This is a genomic window from Kitasatospora sp. NPDC030952, from assembly GCF_055571335.1.
This window is the reverse complement of the sequence record NZ_JBVIFM010000012.1, coordinates 68,789-85,046: the sequence shown is the minus strand read 5'-3', so window position 1 is coordinate 85,046 and position 16,258 is coordinate 68,789. Positions and strand designations below refer to the sequence as shown.

Annotated in this window: 8 protein-coding genes and 1 pseudogene; 4 read left to right on the top strand and 5 right to left on the bottom strand. The window is 68.2% G+C overall.

Going from position 1 to position 16,258, the window contains the following annotated elements:
• Positions 1-11: 11 nt before the first annotated feature.
• Positions 12-188 (bottom strand): hypothetical protein, encoded by a 177-nt coding sequence (locus ACZ47G_RS21645; protein ID WP_465744943.1) that lies wholly within the window; start codon positions 186-188, stop codon positions 12-14.
• A 911-nt stretch (positions 189-1,099) separates the two neighbouring features.
• Here ACZ47G_RS21645 and ACZ47G_RS21640 point away from each other — a divergent pair.
• A complete protein-coding gene (locus ACZ47G_RS21640; protein ID WP_465744941.1) occupies positions 1,100-1,534 on the top strand; it encodes a RidA family protein in 435 nt (144 codons plus the stop codon).
• A gap of 125 nt (positions 1,535-1,659) precedes the next feature.
• Here ACZ47G_RS21640 and ACZ47G_RS21635 read toward each other — a convergent pair whose 3' ends face one another.
• From ACZ47G_RS21635 to ACZ47G_RS21625, 3 genes and pseudogenes are all read right to left on the bottom strand, one after another.
• The gene (locus ACZ47G_RS21635) at positions 1,660-2,244 is read right to left on the bottom strand and encodes an SMI1/KNR4 family protein (RefSeq protein ID WP_465744939.1); all 585 of its coding nucleotides are present in this window, start codon (positions 2,242-2,244) and stop codon (positions 1,660-1,662) included.
• Positions 2,245-2,334: 90 nt separating this feature from the next.
• Positions 2,335-2,604, bottom strand: a complete 270-nt coding sequence (locus ACZ47G_RS21630; protein WP_465744937.1) for a hypothetical protein — start codon at positions 2,602-2,604, stop codon at positions 2,335-2,337.
• 926 nt (positions 2,605-3,530) lie between these two features.
• A pseudogene (locus tag ACZ47G_RS21625) lies at positions 3,531-4,329 on the bottom strand (IS5 family transposase).
• Positions 4,330-4,426: 97 nt separating this feature from the next.
• Here ACZ47G_RS21625 and ACZ47G_RS21620 point away from each other — a divergent pair.
• The gene (locus tag ACZ47G_RS21620; RefSeq protein WP_465744935.1) at positions 4,427-4,945 is read left to right on the top strand and encodes a hypothetical protein; all 519 of its coding nucleotides are present in this window, start codon (positions 4,427-4,429) and stop codon (positions 4,943-4,945) included.
• A gap of 75 nt (positions 4,946-5,020) precedes the next feature.
• Here ACZ47G_RS21620 and ACZ47G_RS21615 read toward each other — a convergent pair whose 3' ends face one another.
• Complete coding sequence (locus ACZ47G_RS21615; protein ID WP_465744933.1) at positions 5,021-8,593, bottom strand: ricin-type beta-trefoil lectin domain protein; 3,573 nt, start codon at positions 8,591-8,593, stop codon at positions 5,021-5,023.
• A 580-nt stretch (positions 8,594-9,173) separates the two neighbouring features.
• Here ACZ47G_RS21615 and ACZ47G_RS21610 point away from each other — a divergent pair.
• Entirely contained in the window at positions 9,174-15,824 is a 6,651-nt protein-coding gene (locus ACZ47G_RS21610; RefSeq protein ID WP_465744931.1) for an RHS repeat domain-containing protein, read from the top strand.
• Positions 15,824-16,228, top strand: coding sequence for a hypothetical protein (locus tag ACZ47G_RS21605; RefSeq protein ID WP_465744929.1), 405 nt, complete (start codon positions 15,824-15,826; stop codon positions 16,226-16,228). Before ACZ47G_RS21610 ends, ACZ47G_RS21605 begins: the two co-directional genes overlap by 1 nt.
• The last annotated feature ends 30 nt before the right edge of the window (positions 16,229-16,258 follow it).

The following is a 16,258-nucleotide window of genomic DNA, read 5'->3' as shown; positions in this document are numbered from 1 at the left end:
TCGGAGCGTGCCTACATGAAGGAGGAGCGGTCGATGACCCGGCCTTCGGCGGTCCCGTCGTCGGCGACGACCTTGGCGAGCCCGGTTCGTACCCCCACGAACCGACGGTCGCCAGAACGATTCCGCCCGGTCTGTTCTGGCGGATCCACGTGTAGGGGATGCGGCGGACGCGCGCCGGTGGCGATCATGCGGTTGAAGGGTGCGCGGCGGGTACCCGAGGAATCCGTCACCGGTCACGATCCGGGTGGAGAAGCCGATCGTCTCCAGCGCGGTGTCCGCGCGTTCGGCGACCAGTGGGTCCACCTCGACGGTGGTCACGTTGTCTTCGCCCAGGCGGTGGCACATGAGGGCGGCGGACTCCGGTGCCGGCGCCCATCTTCAGCACGGTGTGCCCGTCCTCGACCTCCAGACGCTCGAGCAGGCCGACCACCGTGACGGGGTGGTGGACGCGGACGTGGGGGCGCCGGGTGACGGGCCGCCGTCCGGCCGGCCGTCAGACGGCCATTGAGCTGGGTGGTCAGGGACTCGTCGCTGTAGGCGATCTCGGCCCAACTCGACCGGATCGGTGACCAGTGCGGGAAAGGGTCGCCAACGACTGTCGCCCCTGGGCAGGAAGACCCTTGGGTCCAGGAACGGCTCGCGCGGGGATCGCTCGTACGGCGGTGCGCCAGGGGGGAGTGGTCAGGACGCGGCCTTCGTCAGCGGGTCGGCGAGTACACCCTGATGCGACGCGGTGCCGGTCAAGGGTTCTCTCCCTGTGTCAGCATGTCGGCGAACGCGGCGGACATCTCCAGTCCGATCGCGTTCTCCGGCCCTGCCCTCGGCACCGTCACCGCAGCCGCGCCGGTCCTCGGGCTTCGCCCATGGCCGCCAGGACACTGCCCGAGCCCGTCCGATGAATCACGTCTGAGGTGTGGCGTGCCCTCGCGTACCTGGACGACCGTCACCGCGCGCTCACACTCGACCTGGCCCAGGAGCGACCCCACACGCCCTCGGGAATGGATCACGGCATTCCGTGGCTGTCCTGCGTGGATCACCACCGAGCTGGCAAGTTCCGCCACTCGGGTACACGCAGCAGTTTTGAAGGAGTGTCAGCACCATGTCCGTTACCCCGCCCGCCGCCGAGCGTGTACGCGTCTCCGCGGAGCCCGACTGGTACGAGTCGGCCGGCATATCGCTCGGCATCCGCGTCGGGAATCTGGTCTTCACCTCGGGCCAGGCCCCGATCGACGCCCAGGGGGCCACAGTCGGCGCCGGGGACTTCGAGGCGCAGGCCCGCCAGGCGCTCGCGAACCTGTCGACGGTATTGACGAACGCGGGCTCCAGCCTCGCCGACGTGGTCAAGGCGACCGTATTCGTCACCGACATCGCACAGCAGGACATCTTCGCCAAGCTGCGCGCGGAACACTTCCCCGACGAGCCCCACCTCGCGGAGTCGTTCGTCGAGGTCTCCGCACTCGCCGACCCCGAGTGGATGATCGAGATCGAAGCCATCGGGCTCGTCCGCCTTCCCGGGGCCGACCGACACGGGTAGCCACACACCACCAACGACCACAGCCCCGGCCCGAGCGCCGTGACGCGGCCCGCCGCCCACCTGATGTCCAGCACAAACCCCTCAAACAGCGACAGAGCCAACTTCCATGGAGTGGCTACGGAGAGTCAGATCTTCGGAGCCAGCCGATGCTGATGCGGGTGGCTTCGGAGGTGGGGTGAGGTGAGTTCCAGTGCGCGGTTGTCCAGCCCGGCCGTCATATGGTCGAGCCATCGCTCGTACCAGGCGAGGAAGTCGCTCGCCGATGAGACGTTGGGCCCCCAGTGCCCGTCACTGTTGCCGATCACAACGCGACCGACGAGGGGACCGGTGAGGGCGAGAACGCAGACGTCTGTACATCCCATCTCAACGATGTGGAGGAACAGGTCGCCTTCCTCTGCGGTACTCGCCTCGTCGAAGCCGCGCGGGGTGCCAGGCGCCGGGCTGGGCTGCATGACGAGCACGGTGCACTTCTCCAGCGGGTTGAGGCCGTAGAAGGGTCCGGCTCCTGAACCACCAATGTGCAAGAGGAACTGTCGGTACGGGCCGGGTAGAGCGATGGCACGTTCGGACTCGAACTCCGCGATCCGGGCTTCGGTCAGCTTCGGCCCAAGGCGGAACTGATGCTTCTCCTCGCCGAAGGAGTGGCTGCGGAGAGGCTGGAAAGGTGCGGCGGCGAGCTTGCACCGCACGCGGGGTACGCGGGAGTCCATCAAGTTACTTCTCTCGTCGGTGCACACCCTATGGGACTTACAGGCTCAACTGGCCAGCAGAACCCTCATACGTAGGAGTCGGAAGCTGGCTCAGCTGTACACTTGTCGTTTCAGCATCTTGATCCGGGTGACCGTGCCTTCGGTGGGGCTGATCCCATGCAGGCCGGAGGTCATGGCCGCGGTGATCCACTCGGCGAGGTGTTCGCCTTCGAGACGGGTGAGCATCTCGGCGAAGGAACTGACCAGGCCTGCGGCGGTGTTCAGTTCGGGGCAGTGCGGGAGGATCGTCTTGCGCTGGACTTCTTCGTCCGGGCTGAGCCCGGCTGAGTGGCCGGTCAGCCAGCCGGTGACCTGCCGCATCGAGGGTGGCGGTGGTGGTAGTGGAGCGCTGTCCGAAGTACCCCCGCGAGTGCGGGGAGGACCGGCCGAACCGGAGCGGGGCAGCGGTGACCGACGGCTGACCCCTGCGGGTGCGGGAGGACCCGTCCCAGTTGCTCGGTGCGCTCGCGCGTCGCGGCTGACCCCCGCAGGGGCGGGGAGGACGACGCGGTCACCCAGACCTGACTGCCGTCCGGCGGCTGACGCCCGCAGGGGCGGGGAGGATACGAACAGGTGCTCGCCCTCCGCGTCGAGGCGCGGCTGACGCCCGCAGGGGCGGGGAGGATACTTCGCGACCTGCGACGACGCGGCGGCTTTGCTGTTTCTTGACCATCGGCTAAGTCGTCGTCGTTCGTGTGCTGGCGGCAAATCTGACAGGTCAGGCTGTTGAGAAATCAAGGAACGATGGACATCGTGCCACGAGAGTGTGGCTGTGGGCTGAGTGGCACATTCCTGCTGGGGCGCTGAGCTGCTTCATTCACCAACGCCGTCAGCCGCCGTCGGGGCGGGGGATCTCACGGCGGACGTGCTGGCCACCACCCCGCTGGGCAGCGGATCCCCATCCAGGCGAAGCTGTACGGGGCCGCATATCTTCGTCGGCTCGCAGAACGTCGGTCCGACTGGTCATCGATGCGGTCCGAAAGTTCTCCCGGGGCATCCGGTGCCAGTCCACGCCGCACAGCGCGCGCGAAGGCACTGCCGGGAACCTCGATAAACAGAGGAATGTGTAGCTCGGGGTCAGCATTTGACGGCCTGACACCCGGCCCCGATGTCCCACGAGCGACCCATAGGAGACGAGCCGCCTGCCCGGCCGCGTTCTCGCACGGGAAGAAAGACCAGGTCACGAAGGGTAGCGGGCCGAAAAGCGGTCGCCGAATGAAATCGGCAGGCCTACGGATTAAGAGGTGTCATTTGGTGAATCTGCGATAGCAGATCAGCGCTGCCGCGATGCTGGCGAAAGCAGTAAAGTGCTCGGCCTTGCGCCCGTAGCGGCGGTGCAGACGCCGGAAGCTGTTGAACCATGCGACCGTCCGCTCGATCACCCAGCGGTGCCGTCCCAGGCGAGTGGAAGGCTCGACTCCGCGCCGCGCGATCCGAGCCGGGATCTGCCGGCGGCGCAGGAACGCCCGAATGAAACGGTGATCGTAGGCCTTGTCACCTGCAGTTTGCCTGGTCGCGGCCGCCTGGGGCCGCAGCGAGAACGTATCGGCGGGATCGCCTCTCTACCAACGGAACCAGCGCCTGGCTGTCGTGGACGTTGGCCCCCGATATCGCCAGCGATAGGGGCAGGCCAGTCCGCTCAGTGATGATGTGAATCTTCGACCCGTACTTGCCCCGATCAACGGGATTCGGGCCCGTCAGGTCCCCTCGTTTCAGGGCGCGCATGTTCACCGAGTCGATCGCGCACCGGGACCAGTCGAGCGCTCCGTGGCGGCCCAGTTCGTCAAGGAGGACACGATGGAGCTTGGCCCACACCCGTGCCTGGGTCCACTCGGCGAACCTGCGGTAGACCGTCCGCCAGGCGGGCCCGAACACCGGTGGCAACTGGCGCCACGTGCAGCCCGACGTCGCCACGTACACGATGGCCGCCAAGACTTCGCGGTCCGCATAGCGCCGCCTGCCACCGCCTTGGGGCCTGGACGGGGCATCCGGCACTACCAGCTCGAACAGCTCCCACAACTCGTCAGGGACCAGGTGCTCCACCATCGTCACGCGCCGAGCGTAGGGACAGGCGCCGCGCCCGCTTCCCGCCCTGCGGGGAATGCGCTCGTCGTGGGCGCCCGGCATTCGGCAGGATGTCGACATGGATCAGTTGTACGCGGTCGCCTGGCAGTACGTCGTGGGCATCATCGAGTCCGAGGACCTACCTGTGCGGGCAGCGGAGCTGCTGGCGGCCGGCATGGACTCGCCCGCTCTGCGCGACCTCGCCGGACGTGGCAGGCGCGAGGTCACGACGGAACTTGCAGAACTGTTCCGGCAAGCCGTGCACGAGCTCGGCGAGTCAATGCCGAGTGAGGAAACCGCTGAACGCTGCCTTCTTCACCACCTGGCCGGCCAGCTCGCAGCGGGGACGAAGACCCCTGGGGACGTAGCAGCCAGGGTCTGGCAGGGCCTGGCATCAGCGCAGACCGGAGCGGAGCGTGAGTTCCTACAGGCTGTAGGCGACGAGTACTACGTTGACTACATCGCGGACCAGCAGCCGGACGCCTTCCGAGCCTGGGAGACCGAGCTGCGCTTCGCAGCCCAGCGGCTCAGCCGAACGACAGCGACCGAGATCCGTGCGCTCCGTGAGCGCTCGGACGGGAACTACCGTCCCAAATGACACGACCCCGAGCGGGCCGGGTGAACCGCCTCGCACCTGCTCACCTCGGCCCGCTCCGATCCTTGCTCTCTGGGGTCAGCTTCGTACGAGAGCGGTCCACTTCTGGGCGGGGGTGTTGTTGCAGTCCCACAGTTGGAGTCGGGCGGTGTTGGACGTGGTGCCGCCGGGGAGGTCGATGCAGCGGCCGGAGGCGGGGTTGTAGAGGCTGCCGTCGGGCCGGGGGGTGAAGGTCTGCTGCGGTGCGCCGTTGCCGCAGTCCCAGATCTGCAGGGGGGTGCCGTTGGCGGTGCCGCGGTCGGTGGCGTCGAGGCACTTGCCGAGGGCGCCGAGGCTGCCGTCAGGCTTGAAGGTCCACTGCTGGGCGTTGCTGCCGTTGCAGTCGTACAGCTGGACGGCGGTGCCGTTCGCGGTGCTGGCGTTGGCGATGTCCATGCACTTGCCGGTCTGGGCGGTGTGGGTGATGGGGCTGTTCTCGGCGTAGACGCTCACGACGTTGGTCCAGCCGTTGGTCCAGGTGAAGTAGGGGTCGGTGGTGGTGGAGTGGCCGGTGAAGGTCTGGATCACGCCGTTGGGGTTCAGGGCCCAGAGGGTGGGTGAGCCGATGCCGGTGAGGTCGCCGTCGGAGCCGATGACGGGCCAGTTCGCGGCGGTGACGCCGTTGCCGATCTTGGTGTCGGTGGCGATGCCGGTGAGGGTGGGGTAGTTGACGCTGTGCCCGAAGGGGCCGGCGATGGTGATGGTGCCGGTGGTGAAGGTGTAGCCGCGTAGGTCGCCGTTACTCTCGTTGCGGGCCCACAGACCGGGGTGGCCCTGGCCTGCCCAGTCGCCGGGGGAGACGAGGTCCCAGTCCTTCCAGCCGGCCGCGGCGAGCTTGACGGGTGACCCGAAGAGGCCATTGCCAATAGTGGGGTAGAACCAGAGGGCGCCGGTGCCGTCCGGGGTGGTCTCGACGGTGAACAGGCCAGTACGGTTGAGGAACTTCTTGCTGGTGTCGAGGTTGGTGGTGCTGGGGTCGCCACTGGCGGCGATCTGCAGCGTGGTGGACCAATCGGTGGCGTTGTAGCCAGTGCAGTCGGTCAGTTTTGAGTCGCAGGCAGGCTTGGTCAAGGAGCTTTTGGCGTCGAAGACGCCGGTGACACCGGAGTTGCCGGGGTTCTGGTAGTACCAGAGATTCTGGTCGCCGTCCTTGTGGACGATGAGGTCGTCGACGTTGTTGGCGCCGCGCAGGCTGCCGCGGTGGGTGATGCGGTAGTTCGCCCATGAGTCGTGGCCAGGAGAGTTGGCCTTCGGGGCGGCCAGCGGCGCCTTTATGGCGGTGGCGGGGATGCTGTAGGCGCGCAGGTCGCCGTTGGGGTCGACGGTGACGATGTCGGGCAGGGCGTCACCGGTGACATCGCCGAAGGTCGGCGCGGGGCTGTTGGGGTTCCACGGGGCGTAGAAGGCGTACTGGGCGACGGGTGAGAGGTTGCCGGCGTTGTCCTCGGCCTGGATGTAGAGGACGTTGGTGCCCCAGCGTCCGGCGGTCACCTGGATCTGGCCAGTGGGCATAGCGCCGCCGCACTGCCAGGTGGAGTCGACGAGCTGGGGGTCGAAGCTCCAGCGCAGGCAGACCACGCCGGAGGTGTAGCCGCCGCTGGGGTTGGGGTCGGTGGCGGTGAAGGGGATGCCGCCGCTCTGGCCGGCGTAGATCTGCGGGGCCTGGCCGTTGCCGCTGGGCGGGAACTGCTTGCTGGTGTCGGCGACGGTGGTGGGGAAGGTGAGGGTTGGCGGGGTGAGGTCGACCTTGAAGTAGCAGGCCGGGGTGGAGGCGGATGACGGCATGTCGCGCACGGTGTCGTTGGCCACCATGCCGTAGCCGTAGGCGTGGCCGTCCTGGATGACGTTGGCGGGGACCTGGAAGCTGGTGACACCGCCGTTGGCGACGGGGGCCGTCATGCCCTGCGCGACGTCGGGGACGCCGGACACGTTGTAGTCCCAGATGTGGTCCCAGGTCGCGACCTGGGACTGGACGGGGCTGCTGACGGTGGCGTTGAGCCAGACGGCGTTGTTCTGGGCGGAGCCGGCGCCGAGCCAGGCCCAGTGGTCGCCGTTGCCGTCGCCGCAGGACTGGTTGGTCGCGGCGGGGCTGACTGTGGTGGGGGCGGGCCACACCCCGGGGTTGGTGGGGACGTTGGGCACCCGGTCGTACATCACCGACAGCGCCGGCTGGTAGGTGAAGCGTTTGAAGGCGTACTGGTTGTTCTCGTCACCGTAGAGGCCGAAGGTCAGCTGCCCGTAGTTGACGTACTGCCTCATCGCGCCGGTGATGTCGAAACTGAACGGCACGTTGTCGTGGCACGTGCCTTGGCCCGAGCCGCCGACCCATGCCGTATCGCCGAGCTGACCGCCCTGCTGTCCGGGCTGGTTCGACCAGGTGGTGCCGTTGCCGATCGGCCCGTTGGCGACGTACAGGTTGAGCGGGTACTTGGTGGTGCAGGAGAAGTCGGCGGAGACGTACTCCTGCATGGTCATCGTCGCGGAGTTGATGACCGCCCCGCCGAGCGAACTGATGTCGAACTGGTAGAAGCTGCGCTCGATGTCGACGGGTGAGCAGCTGCCGCCGTTGGGGTAGTAGCCGCACTTGCCGACGCCCGGGTGGTCGGCATCCTTGGGACCCTGGCGGTTCCAGTTGCCGGGGCTGTCGTGGGCGGACTGGACCCAGGTCCAGGAGTTGCCCGTCAGGGTCCAGGGCAGGTAGTCGGGATCAATGTAGTACGGGGCGGTGCCGTGGGCCAGGAGGTCCTGGTCGGGGGTGAGGTCGATGCCGTTGTCGTCGGCCTTGACCGGCATGGTGGCGACCTTGGAGGTCGTCCCGGGGCCGGTGTCGGAGCCGACGGCCGGAGCCTGGCCCGCGTCCGTCGGCGCGGGGGCGGGCGAGTCCGCTGCGGCGGCTCTGAACGTCATGGCGGTCTTCGTCACGGGCGCGGGGGCGCTTGCGGCGGGTGTGGTGGTGCTGTCCCACATCTGCGGGGTGCGGGAGACCCAGCGGGGCTTGCCGTCCGAGCCTACGACGGTGACGCTGCCGTGCTCGTCGCTCTTGACGCTGACGCCGTCGAGGGCGGTCCCGAAGTGCAGGTTCTTCAAGACCGGGTTGGCGGCCGCTGTCTGGGTCTTGACGACCAGAACGGTGGTCAGGCCGCCGAGCTTGGTGGCGGTGACCTTCAGGTCGATGTCGGGGGCCACGGACGGATAGACCAGGCTGTCACCGCTGACGGTCGGCGCAGGCAGTGCGAACGGAGCGGACAGCGCGAGCTTCTTCCCGTCCGCGCTGGTCATGGTCGCCAGCGGCCCATTCCCGCCCTTGGACAGCGCCACCTGCCCCGCCGCCGACTTGGGGGAGAACGTGCCGTCCGGGTTGGCCGTAAGGGTGGCGTCCAGCCCCTGCCAGACACCGCCCCGGCGCACCCGCTGCTGCTCCAGGTGGCTGGTGAGCGCGAGGTGGCCTTCAGGGGTGGCAACGGTCTCGCTGTACTCGGTCGTGAGCGAGTCGACCGGGACGTTCTTTTGCGTGGCCTTGGCCTGGGCAATGGCCCGATCGGTCGCGTTGGCCGGTGGACGCTCCTGCATCTTCTGCGCGGTGGCGGCGTCGATCGCGGCCTGCGACGGCACGGTCGGTGTATCAGCAGCCAGCGCGGAGGGCCCCGAGAGGCCGGTCGTGAGCGCGAGAACGGCAGTCACCGTCAGGGCCCTGAGCGGTGCACCGTTATGGCGGCGTTTTCTGTTCAAAACGGGAATCTCCCCCCAAAGGAAACGGTAGGCCTGGATTAACGCAGGACAGAGGCAACGTAGGGGGAGGCAATGACATCGGCCAGTTCAATTCGACACCGAAGTCCAGACTTGCATCGATAAAGTCGATTCGTGGACTCCCGTGAGAATCCTCACCAGTCACGATGTCTTGACGTTCAGTCACCAACGGGCGCTACCATCCGTCAGTTCGGATACAGGACGTGCCTCCCGTATTCGGGGGGCCAAAAGCTGCGTGGGGGTAAATAGCATGCCATTTGGGCGACCACCGATTTTCAGGAACAAAAGGGGCAGGAGGGGGAGACTGCGTGGACGGCTGGCGGCCGTCACGACGGCTGCTGTCCTCGGCTCGATGCTCGGTCCGCTGCCGCTCGCGGCAGCGGCCGGGCCGGACTACTCACGCAAGTGGTCCCCGCCGAATACGGCCCTGCCGACGACTCCCTCCGTGGTGGGGAAGGACGCCGCACCGGTGGCGGCCCCGAAGCCGGAACACCCGGTGCCGCCGACCTGGCAGCCGCCGGCCGCCACCGCTTCGAAGCCGCACCCGCACGGCACGGCCGACGTCGTGCTCGGCGCCGCGCCGACCGCCGGTGCGCGGACGGCCCAGGCGCAGCCGGACGACACTCCGCCGCCCGCACCCGCCGGCGACCCGGCCCAGGCGCAGAATTTGCCCGTGACCATCGCCCCGCTGGCCGCGACCCCCGGCGACCAGGCCGCCGCGCCGGCCGCCAAGCAGAACGTGCGGGTGGACGTGGCCGATGCCAAGACCACCTCGGCCGCCGGCATATCGGGCCTGGCTCTCTCCCTCTCCCGCACCGACTCCGCCCCCGGCAGCCGGGTCGAGGTGGCGCTCGACACCACGCAGCTCGGCGCTGGCATCGGCGGCGACTGGGCCTCCCGCGCCCATGTGGTGGAGCTTCCGGCCTGCTCGCTGACGATGCCCCAGGAGCCGGGCTGCCTCGCGCAGCAGCCGGTCCCCTCGCACTACGACCCGGCCGCCAAGAAGCTGGTCGCCGACGTCACCCTGCCGGCGAGCGGTACGCACAATGGTGCCCTGCCGCGTGGTGCTGCGAACTCCGCGGCGCGGGCCGACGCGCTCGCCACGGCCGCCGCGCCGATGGTGCTGGCCGCCGTCAGCGGCTCCTCCAGCGGCGCCGGCACCTACGCGGCCACCAGTCTGAACCCGTCGCAGGCCTGGGCCTCCGGCGGCTCCGCGGGCTCGTTCACCTACAGCTACCCGATCGCCTCGCCGCCCACCCTCGGTGGCACCACGCCTCAGGTCGCGCTCTCCTACAACTCCTCCTCCGTGGACGGCCTGACCTCCTCCACCAACGCCCAGGCGTCCTGGATCGGCGACGGCTGGAGCTACAGCCCCGGCTACGTGGAGCGCTCCTACCAATCCTGCAACAACGACGGCATCACCAACTCCGGGGACGACTGCTGGGCGGGCGCCAACCTGACCCTGTCCCTGGGCGGGCACTCCGGCGAACTGGTGCCGGACGACGCGAGCTGCCAGGCGAACGCCCCGGGCTCCACTGAGCAGTCCAACTGCACCTGGCGGCTGAAGAGCGACGACGGCATCAAGGTGCAGTTCCTGACCGGCGCCACCAACGGCACCTGGAACGGCTCCTATCTCAAGGTGACCGACACCGCGGGCAACGCCTACTATCTGGGTCTGAACCACCTGCCCGACGCGAACGGCAACCCGACCGGCACCGGTCCGGCCAGTAACTCGGCCTGGACGGTCCCGGTCTACTCGCCCAAGAGCGGCGACCCCTGCTACGACAGTTCCAAGGGCCAGAAGTCCTGGTGCAACGCGGGCTGGCGGTGGAACCTCGACTACGTCGTCGATCCGCACGGCAACCTGACCACCTACACCTACGCCCCTGAGACCAACTACTACGCGCTCGGCGGCGGCCAGAACAACGGCACCGGGACCAACACCGCCTACACCCGATCCGGTGTGCTCTCCGCGATCAGCTACGGTCAGCGCCTCTCCGACCAGCTCGGCGCGGGCGGCAACTACCAGGCCGCGGCCCAGATCGTCTTCAACTCGACCGAGCGCTGTGTCACGTCGACAGCCGCCTGCGACCCCTCGCAGCGTACGAAGGCGAACGCGGCTAACTGGCCGGACGTCCCGATGGACGAGCAGTGTGACGCCACTGGCTCCTGCACCATCTACCAGCCGACATTCTGGACCAGCAAGTGGCTGACCGGCATCACCACCCAGATCCGGTCGAACGGCACGTACATCCCGGTGGATGGCTACGCCCTCAACCACCGCTTCGTGAACGTGCAGAACGCCACCGAGAACACCCAGGTCCCGTGGCTCGGCTCGGTCCAGCGCACCGGGCAGGACTCTACCGCCTCGGCCACCTCGGTCTCGCTGCCCGCGGTCAGCTTCACTGAGCAACTGCTGCCGAACCGGGTGGACGGCACCAACCTGATCCCCGCCCGGCCGGCGTTCAACCGCCCGCGCATCCAGCTGATCACCACCGAGACCGGCGGCACGATCGGCGTCAACTACGCCCAGCCGGCCTGTTCACGGGTGAACAACATCATGCCCGCAACGGCCGACACCGACACGCTCTCCTGCTACAACGTCAAGTGGCATCCGTCAACTGAGCAACCGAACGCCCAGCCGATCGACGACTGGTTCCTGCGCTACCCGGTGAGCACCGTGACGGTCAACCCCAACACGGCCGGCTCCACGCCGCAGACCACCGCCTACAGCTACGGCAACGCGGCCTGGCACCGCAACGACTCGCCGATGGTCAAGGACATGGACCGCACCTGGGACCAGTTCCGCGGCTACGCCTCGGTGACCACCGTCACCGGCAGCGGCAACGACGGCCCGCAGGCGCAGAGTTCGAGCACCTTCCACCAGGGCATGGACGGCGACCTGCTGAGCGGAGGCACGGCCCGCAGCGTTTCGGTGGCGGGACCGAAGAGCGGCTCGGTGACCGACTCCGACTGGCTCTCCGGCCGGGCTCTGGAGACCGACACCTACTCCGGCGCCGGCGGCTCGGTCACCTCGTACACGGTGAACACCAGCAGCGGTCCGAGCACCACCGCGACCCACAGTCGCGGCAGTCTGCCGGCCCTGATCGCCCGCTACGCCTCCACCACCACAGCCACCACGGCCAAGGCGCTCAAAACGGACGGCACCTGGCGGACCACCAGCACCACCACGACCACCGACCCCGCGCACGCCAACCGCGTGCTCACCGTCCTGAACAGCGCGGACGGCCTGCCGGACAGCTGCGAGCGGGACTCGTACGCAGCCGGCTCCGACCCGCAGATCTCCTCGCTGCCCTCCGAACAGCAGACCGTGTCGGGTAGCGGTGCCTGCACCGCAACCCCGACCGCTTCCAACACGGTGACCTGGACCCGCTCGTTCTACGACGGCCAGCCGCTCAACCAGCTCGGCTCCGCCCACGATGTGACCAGCGCCCAGGCCGTGGAGAGCATCGACGGCTCGGGCAACCCGACCTTCACCACCTCGGCGATCACCACCTACGACGCCTACGGGCGCTCGGCCACGGTGACCGACCCGAACCACACCGACAACACGCACAGCGGCGTCACCTTCACGACGGCGTACTCCTCGGCGAGCCCGGGCGAACTGCCCAACTCGATGACGGTGACCACCCCAGCGCCCGCCGGCGCCCCGGACGCGCAGAGCGCGGGCCGGATCACCACCACCACCATGGCTCCCGGGCGCGCCCTGCCGCTGGTGGTGACGGACCCCAACGGGCGGGTGACCACCAAGGCGTACGACGCACTCGGCCGGCTCACCGCAGTCTGGCAGCCGGGCCGGACCACCGGCCAGAACGCCAGCAAAACCTTCGGCTACTCGGTGCCCGGTGTCGTGAACAACGCGGCGGTCCCGCCGACCATCACGACCAAGAGCCTGCTGTCCAACGACACCTACACCACGTCGATCCAGATCATGGACGGCCTGGCACGGACCGTGCAGATACAGGCCGACCCAGCGATCTCGGCCTACCAGGGCCGCATGATCACCGACACGAACTACGACTCGCAGGGCCGTACCATGCGCTCCAACGCGGCCTGGTACAACAACGACGCCGCACCCAGCACCACGCCGTTCCTGACCACCACACAGAAGGTCCCGGCACAGACCTACACCGTTTTCGACGGCCAGGGCCGACCAGTCGCCACCCAGTTCCTGGCCTACGGCGTGGTGCAGACCACCACGACCACCGGCTACCCGGGCGTGGACCGCACCGACGTCACCCCGCCAACGGGCACCACGCCGACCAGCACGGTGACCGACGCCCGCGGCAAGGTGGCGCAGATCTGGCAGTACCGCACCGCCACCGCCACGGGCAAGCAGTCCGACGCGGACGTCACCGTGTTCACCTCCACCCCCAGCGGCAAGCCGGCCACCCGGACCGACTCGGCGGGCAACGTCTGGAGCTACGGCTACGACCTCCGCGGCCGCCAGACCACCTCGACAGACCCGGACAGCGGCACCGTGACCCAGGTCTACAACCCTGGCGGCAGCCTGGTGAACCAGACCGACGGCCGTCACCAGACCATCGCGTACACCTACGACCTGCTGGGCCGCAAGACCGGTTCCTACAACGGTTCGGTGGCGTCGGCCAACCAGCTGACCTCCTACACCTACGACACCGTGCTGACGGGTCAGCCCGGCTCCTCCACCCGGTACACCAACGGCGCCGGCGGCCCGGCCTACACCAGCTCCGTGCTGACCTACGACACCGCCTACCACCCCACCACAACCACCACCACAATCCCCGGCACGGACATCGGCCAGAGCGCGACGACCCCGTTCACCTACACCTACCAGGCACAATACGACCCGATCACCGGCGCACTGACCGACGACGACCGTTCTGCAGTCGGCGACCTCGCCGAGGAGACGGTCCACTACACCTACGACTCTTACGGCCCGTTGCGCTCCTACGGCGCCGTCGGCGGCGCCACCTACGACCTGTCCTCGGACTGGGACGCATACGGCCGCAGCATCCGCGCCACGGTCAACCCCTGGGGCACCCAGATCGTCCTGACCAACACCTACGACGAGTCGACCGGACGGATGCTCTCGCAGTTCGTGGACAAGCAGACCGCCGCCACCGGCGCGGTGCAGCAGACCACGTACGCGTACAACAAGAGCGGCCAGATCACCGGCGTGCGGAACATTCCCGACAACGCTCCATCCTCCACCGACCTGCAGTGCTTCGGCTACGACTACCTGGGCCGCCTCACGACCGCGTGGAGCGACACGGGCGGGCTCACCCTGGCTGCGCAGCCCTCGATCGGCGGACAGGGCTCGTGTGGGAATTCCACGCCCACCAGCGGCGCGCAGGCTCCGGCGCTGACCACGGTCGGCGGGCCGGCCGCCTACTGGCAGAGCTACCAGTACGACGCTACTGGCAACCGGACCCAGTTCGTCCAGCATGACCCGGCGGGCAACACCGCCGCCGACCGCACTGTCACCCAGTCCTTCCCGGCCCCGGGGTCGGTCAACGGGCTCAACGGCGCGGTCGCGGGTCCACACGCGCTGGTCTCCGCCAGCTCGGTCACCGGTGCCGGCACCCCGTCGGTCACCAGCACGCAGTACGACGCCTCGGGTGACACCACCCAGATCACCGACGCCGCCGGGAAGCAGACCAACCTGTCCTGGAACAGCGAGGGCCAGCTCGGTCAGTTCACCAACACGACGGCCGGCAAAGTGACGTACGTCTACGACGCTGCCGGCAAGCAACTGGAGAAGCAGGACCCGAGCGGCACCACGGTGTACCTCGGCAACGATGAGCTCCACTACAACAGCACCACAGGCGTGGTGACGGGGACCCGGTACTACACCATCCCCGGCGGTATGACGCTGGTGCGTCAGGGCAACTCGCAGTGCTTCGAGTTCGAGGACAATCACGGCAGCAACATCCTGTCGATCGACGCGACCACGCTGGCCGAAACCAGGCGTCCGCTCGACCCGTTCGGCAACCCGCGCGGCAGCCAGCCGAGCACCTGGGCCGGCGACAAGGGCTTCGTGGGCGGCCTGAAGGACGACTCAACGGGGCTGACCACGCTCGGTGCCCGGATGTATCAGCCGGGCACCGGACGATTCATCAGTCCCGACCCGATCACCCAGCCCACCAGTCCGCAGCAGTGGAACGCCTATGCCTACAGCGAGAACAATCCGGTTAACCTGACCGACCCGAGTGGACTCGCACCCTGTGCTGATGGCGTCAAGGACGTCTGCGGCGGGGGCCCCACCTGCAGCATCTTCCAGATCGGTTGCAACGCGACCAACGCCTCGGGCGGCGCGGCCTCGTGCAGCTACAGCCCGTGGGCGGTCAACAGCTGCCCGGACACCGCGCCCTCCACATCGACGCCCGCCCCGTACACGCCGCCGGCCGACAAGGTGGACGACGTCATCCAGTTCGGTTTCGGATGTATCCCACCGGCGAAGGCGCAGCGCAGGGTGCTGTCCACCGCGAAGTCCTCGGAGGACCACGGCATCATCATGGTCCGCTTCTACATCCACACCCAATACGCAGCGCTCCTCCAATTGCGTGGTGACGACCGCGGCCCCTCCGACGACCCCGAGGCCGCCTACCGGATGGCGCTGTTCTGGGACACCGCGACCGGCGAGATCAGCTTCACCGTCGCGCCGTCGACCTCTAATCCGTGGTTCATCCCCGGCCTCGGCACGCGCTTCGATTCCAAACTGATTGCCGCCCGACCGCTGGACGTCGGCCCGTACAGCGCCAAGGACACCACGCTGGCCTGGCACAACAACCTCAACCCGCTCGAACTCTCCGCGGACAAGATCAAGATGGACATCCACGGGATCAACTCCGCGATGGACACGTTCTCCGCCAACGCGACGGTGACGGTCAGCCTCGGCACGCACTCCGTCTCGGTGGAGCGCAAGGGGGACAGGTACCCGAACATGGAGGTGGTGCAGTATCGTCGAGGGATGGCGCCGAACATGCTAGGTGTGGACAGGGCGACCTCTTTCCCCATCGACGACGGGCTCGGCACGTCGCCCCCGCTTGCAGGCGGCCGCGACGCCAAGTTCGAATGCTCCGGTAACTGCTGATGGGTGCCGAGGCGCGGGAGGAGGGCGCGCTGCGCTGGTTCCTCCGGGCGGCGATCAGGTACATCCTGGCCTTCGCCGTGGGCTGGTTCGTGCTGGCCGGCGTGCTCACCCTGCTGTTCCACCCGTCGTACGACCAAGTGCCTTACGGACTGCTCGGGTTGGGGTACATCTTCTTCCCGCTGTTCGGCGTGCCCTCCCTGGTGCTCCTGCTGGCCCTCTCGCCGCTACGGTTCTTCCCGCACCTGCGGGCCGTCGTCGGTATCACACTGGCAGGGCCGCTGCTGTTCATCCTGATGATCAGTGGGCCTGGATGGCTGCTGTGGCCGCTGACGGTCATTCAGCTCGGCTTTGTGCTCAAGCTGATGCCAGAGGCACGGCTCCGGGTCACCGCCCGTCGGCGCTGACCCGGCTCGTCCGACCCGACGCTGGCCCGC

Bases quoted from the DNA above. Each gene is read 5' to 3' on its own strand.
- ACZ47G_RS21645 (WP_465744943.1), bottom strand. From the start codon at position 188: ATGATCGCCACCGGCGCGCGTCCGCCGCATCCCCTACACGTGGATCCG.
- ACZ47G_RS21640 (WP_465744941.1), top strand. From the start codon at position 1,100: ATGTCCGTTACCCCGCCCGCCGCCGAGCGTGTACGCGTCTCCGCGGAG.
- ACZ47G_RS21635 (WP_465744939.1), bottom strand. From the start codon at position 2,244: ATGGACTCCCGCGTACCCCGCGTGCGGTGCAAGCTCGCCGCCGCACCT.
- ACZ47G_RS21630 (WP_465744937.1), bottom strand. From the start codon at position 2,604: ATGCGGCAGGTCACCGGCTGGCTGACCGGCCACTCAGCCGGGCTCAGC.
- ACZ47G_RS21620 (WP_465744935.1), top strand. From the start codon at position 4,427: ATGGATCAGTTGTACGCGGTCGCCTGGCAGTACGTCGTGGGCATCATC.
- ACZ47G_RS21605 (WP_465744929.1), top strand. From the start codon at position 15,824: ATGGGTGCCGAGGCGCGGGAGGAGGGCGCGCTGCGCTGGTTCCTCCGG.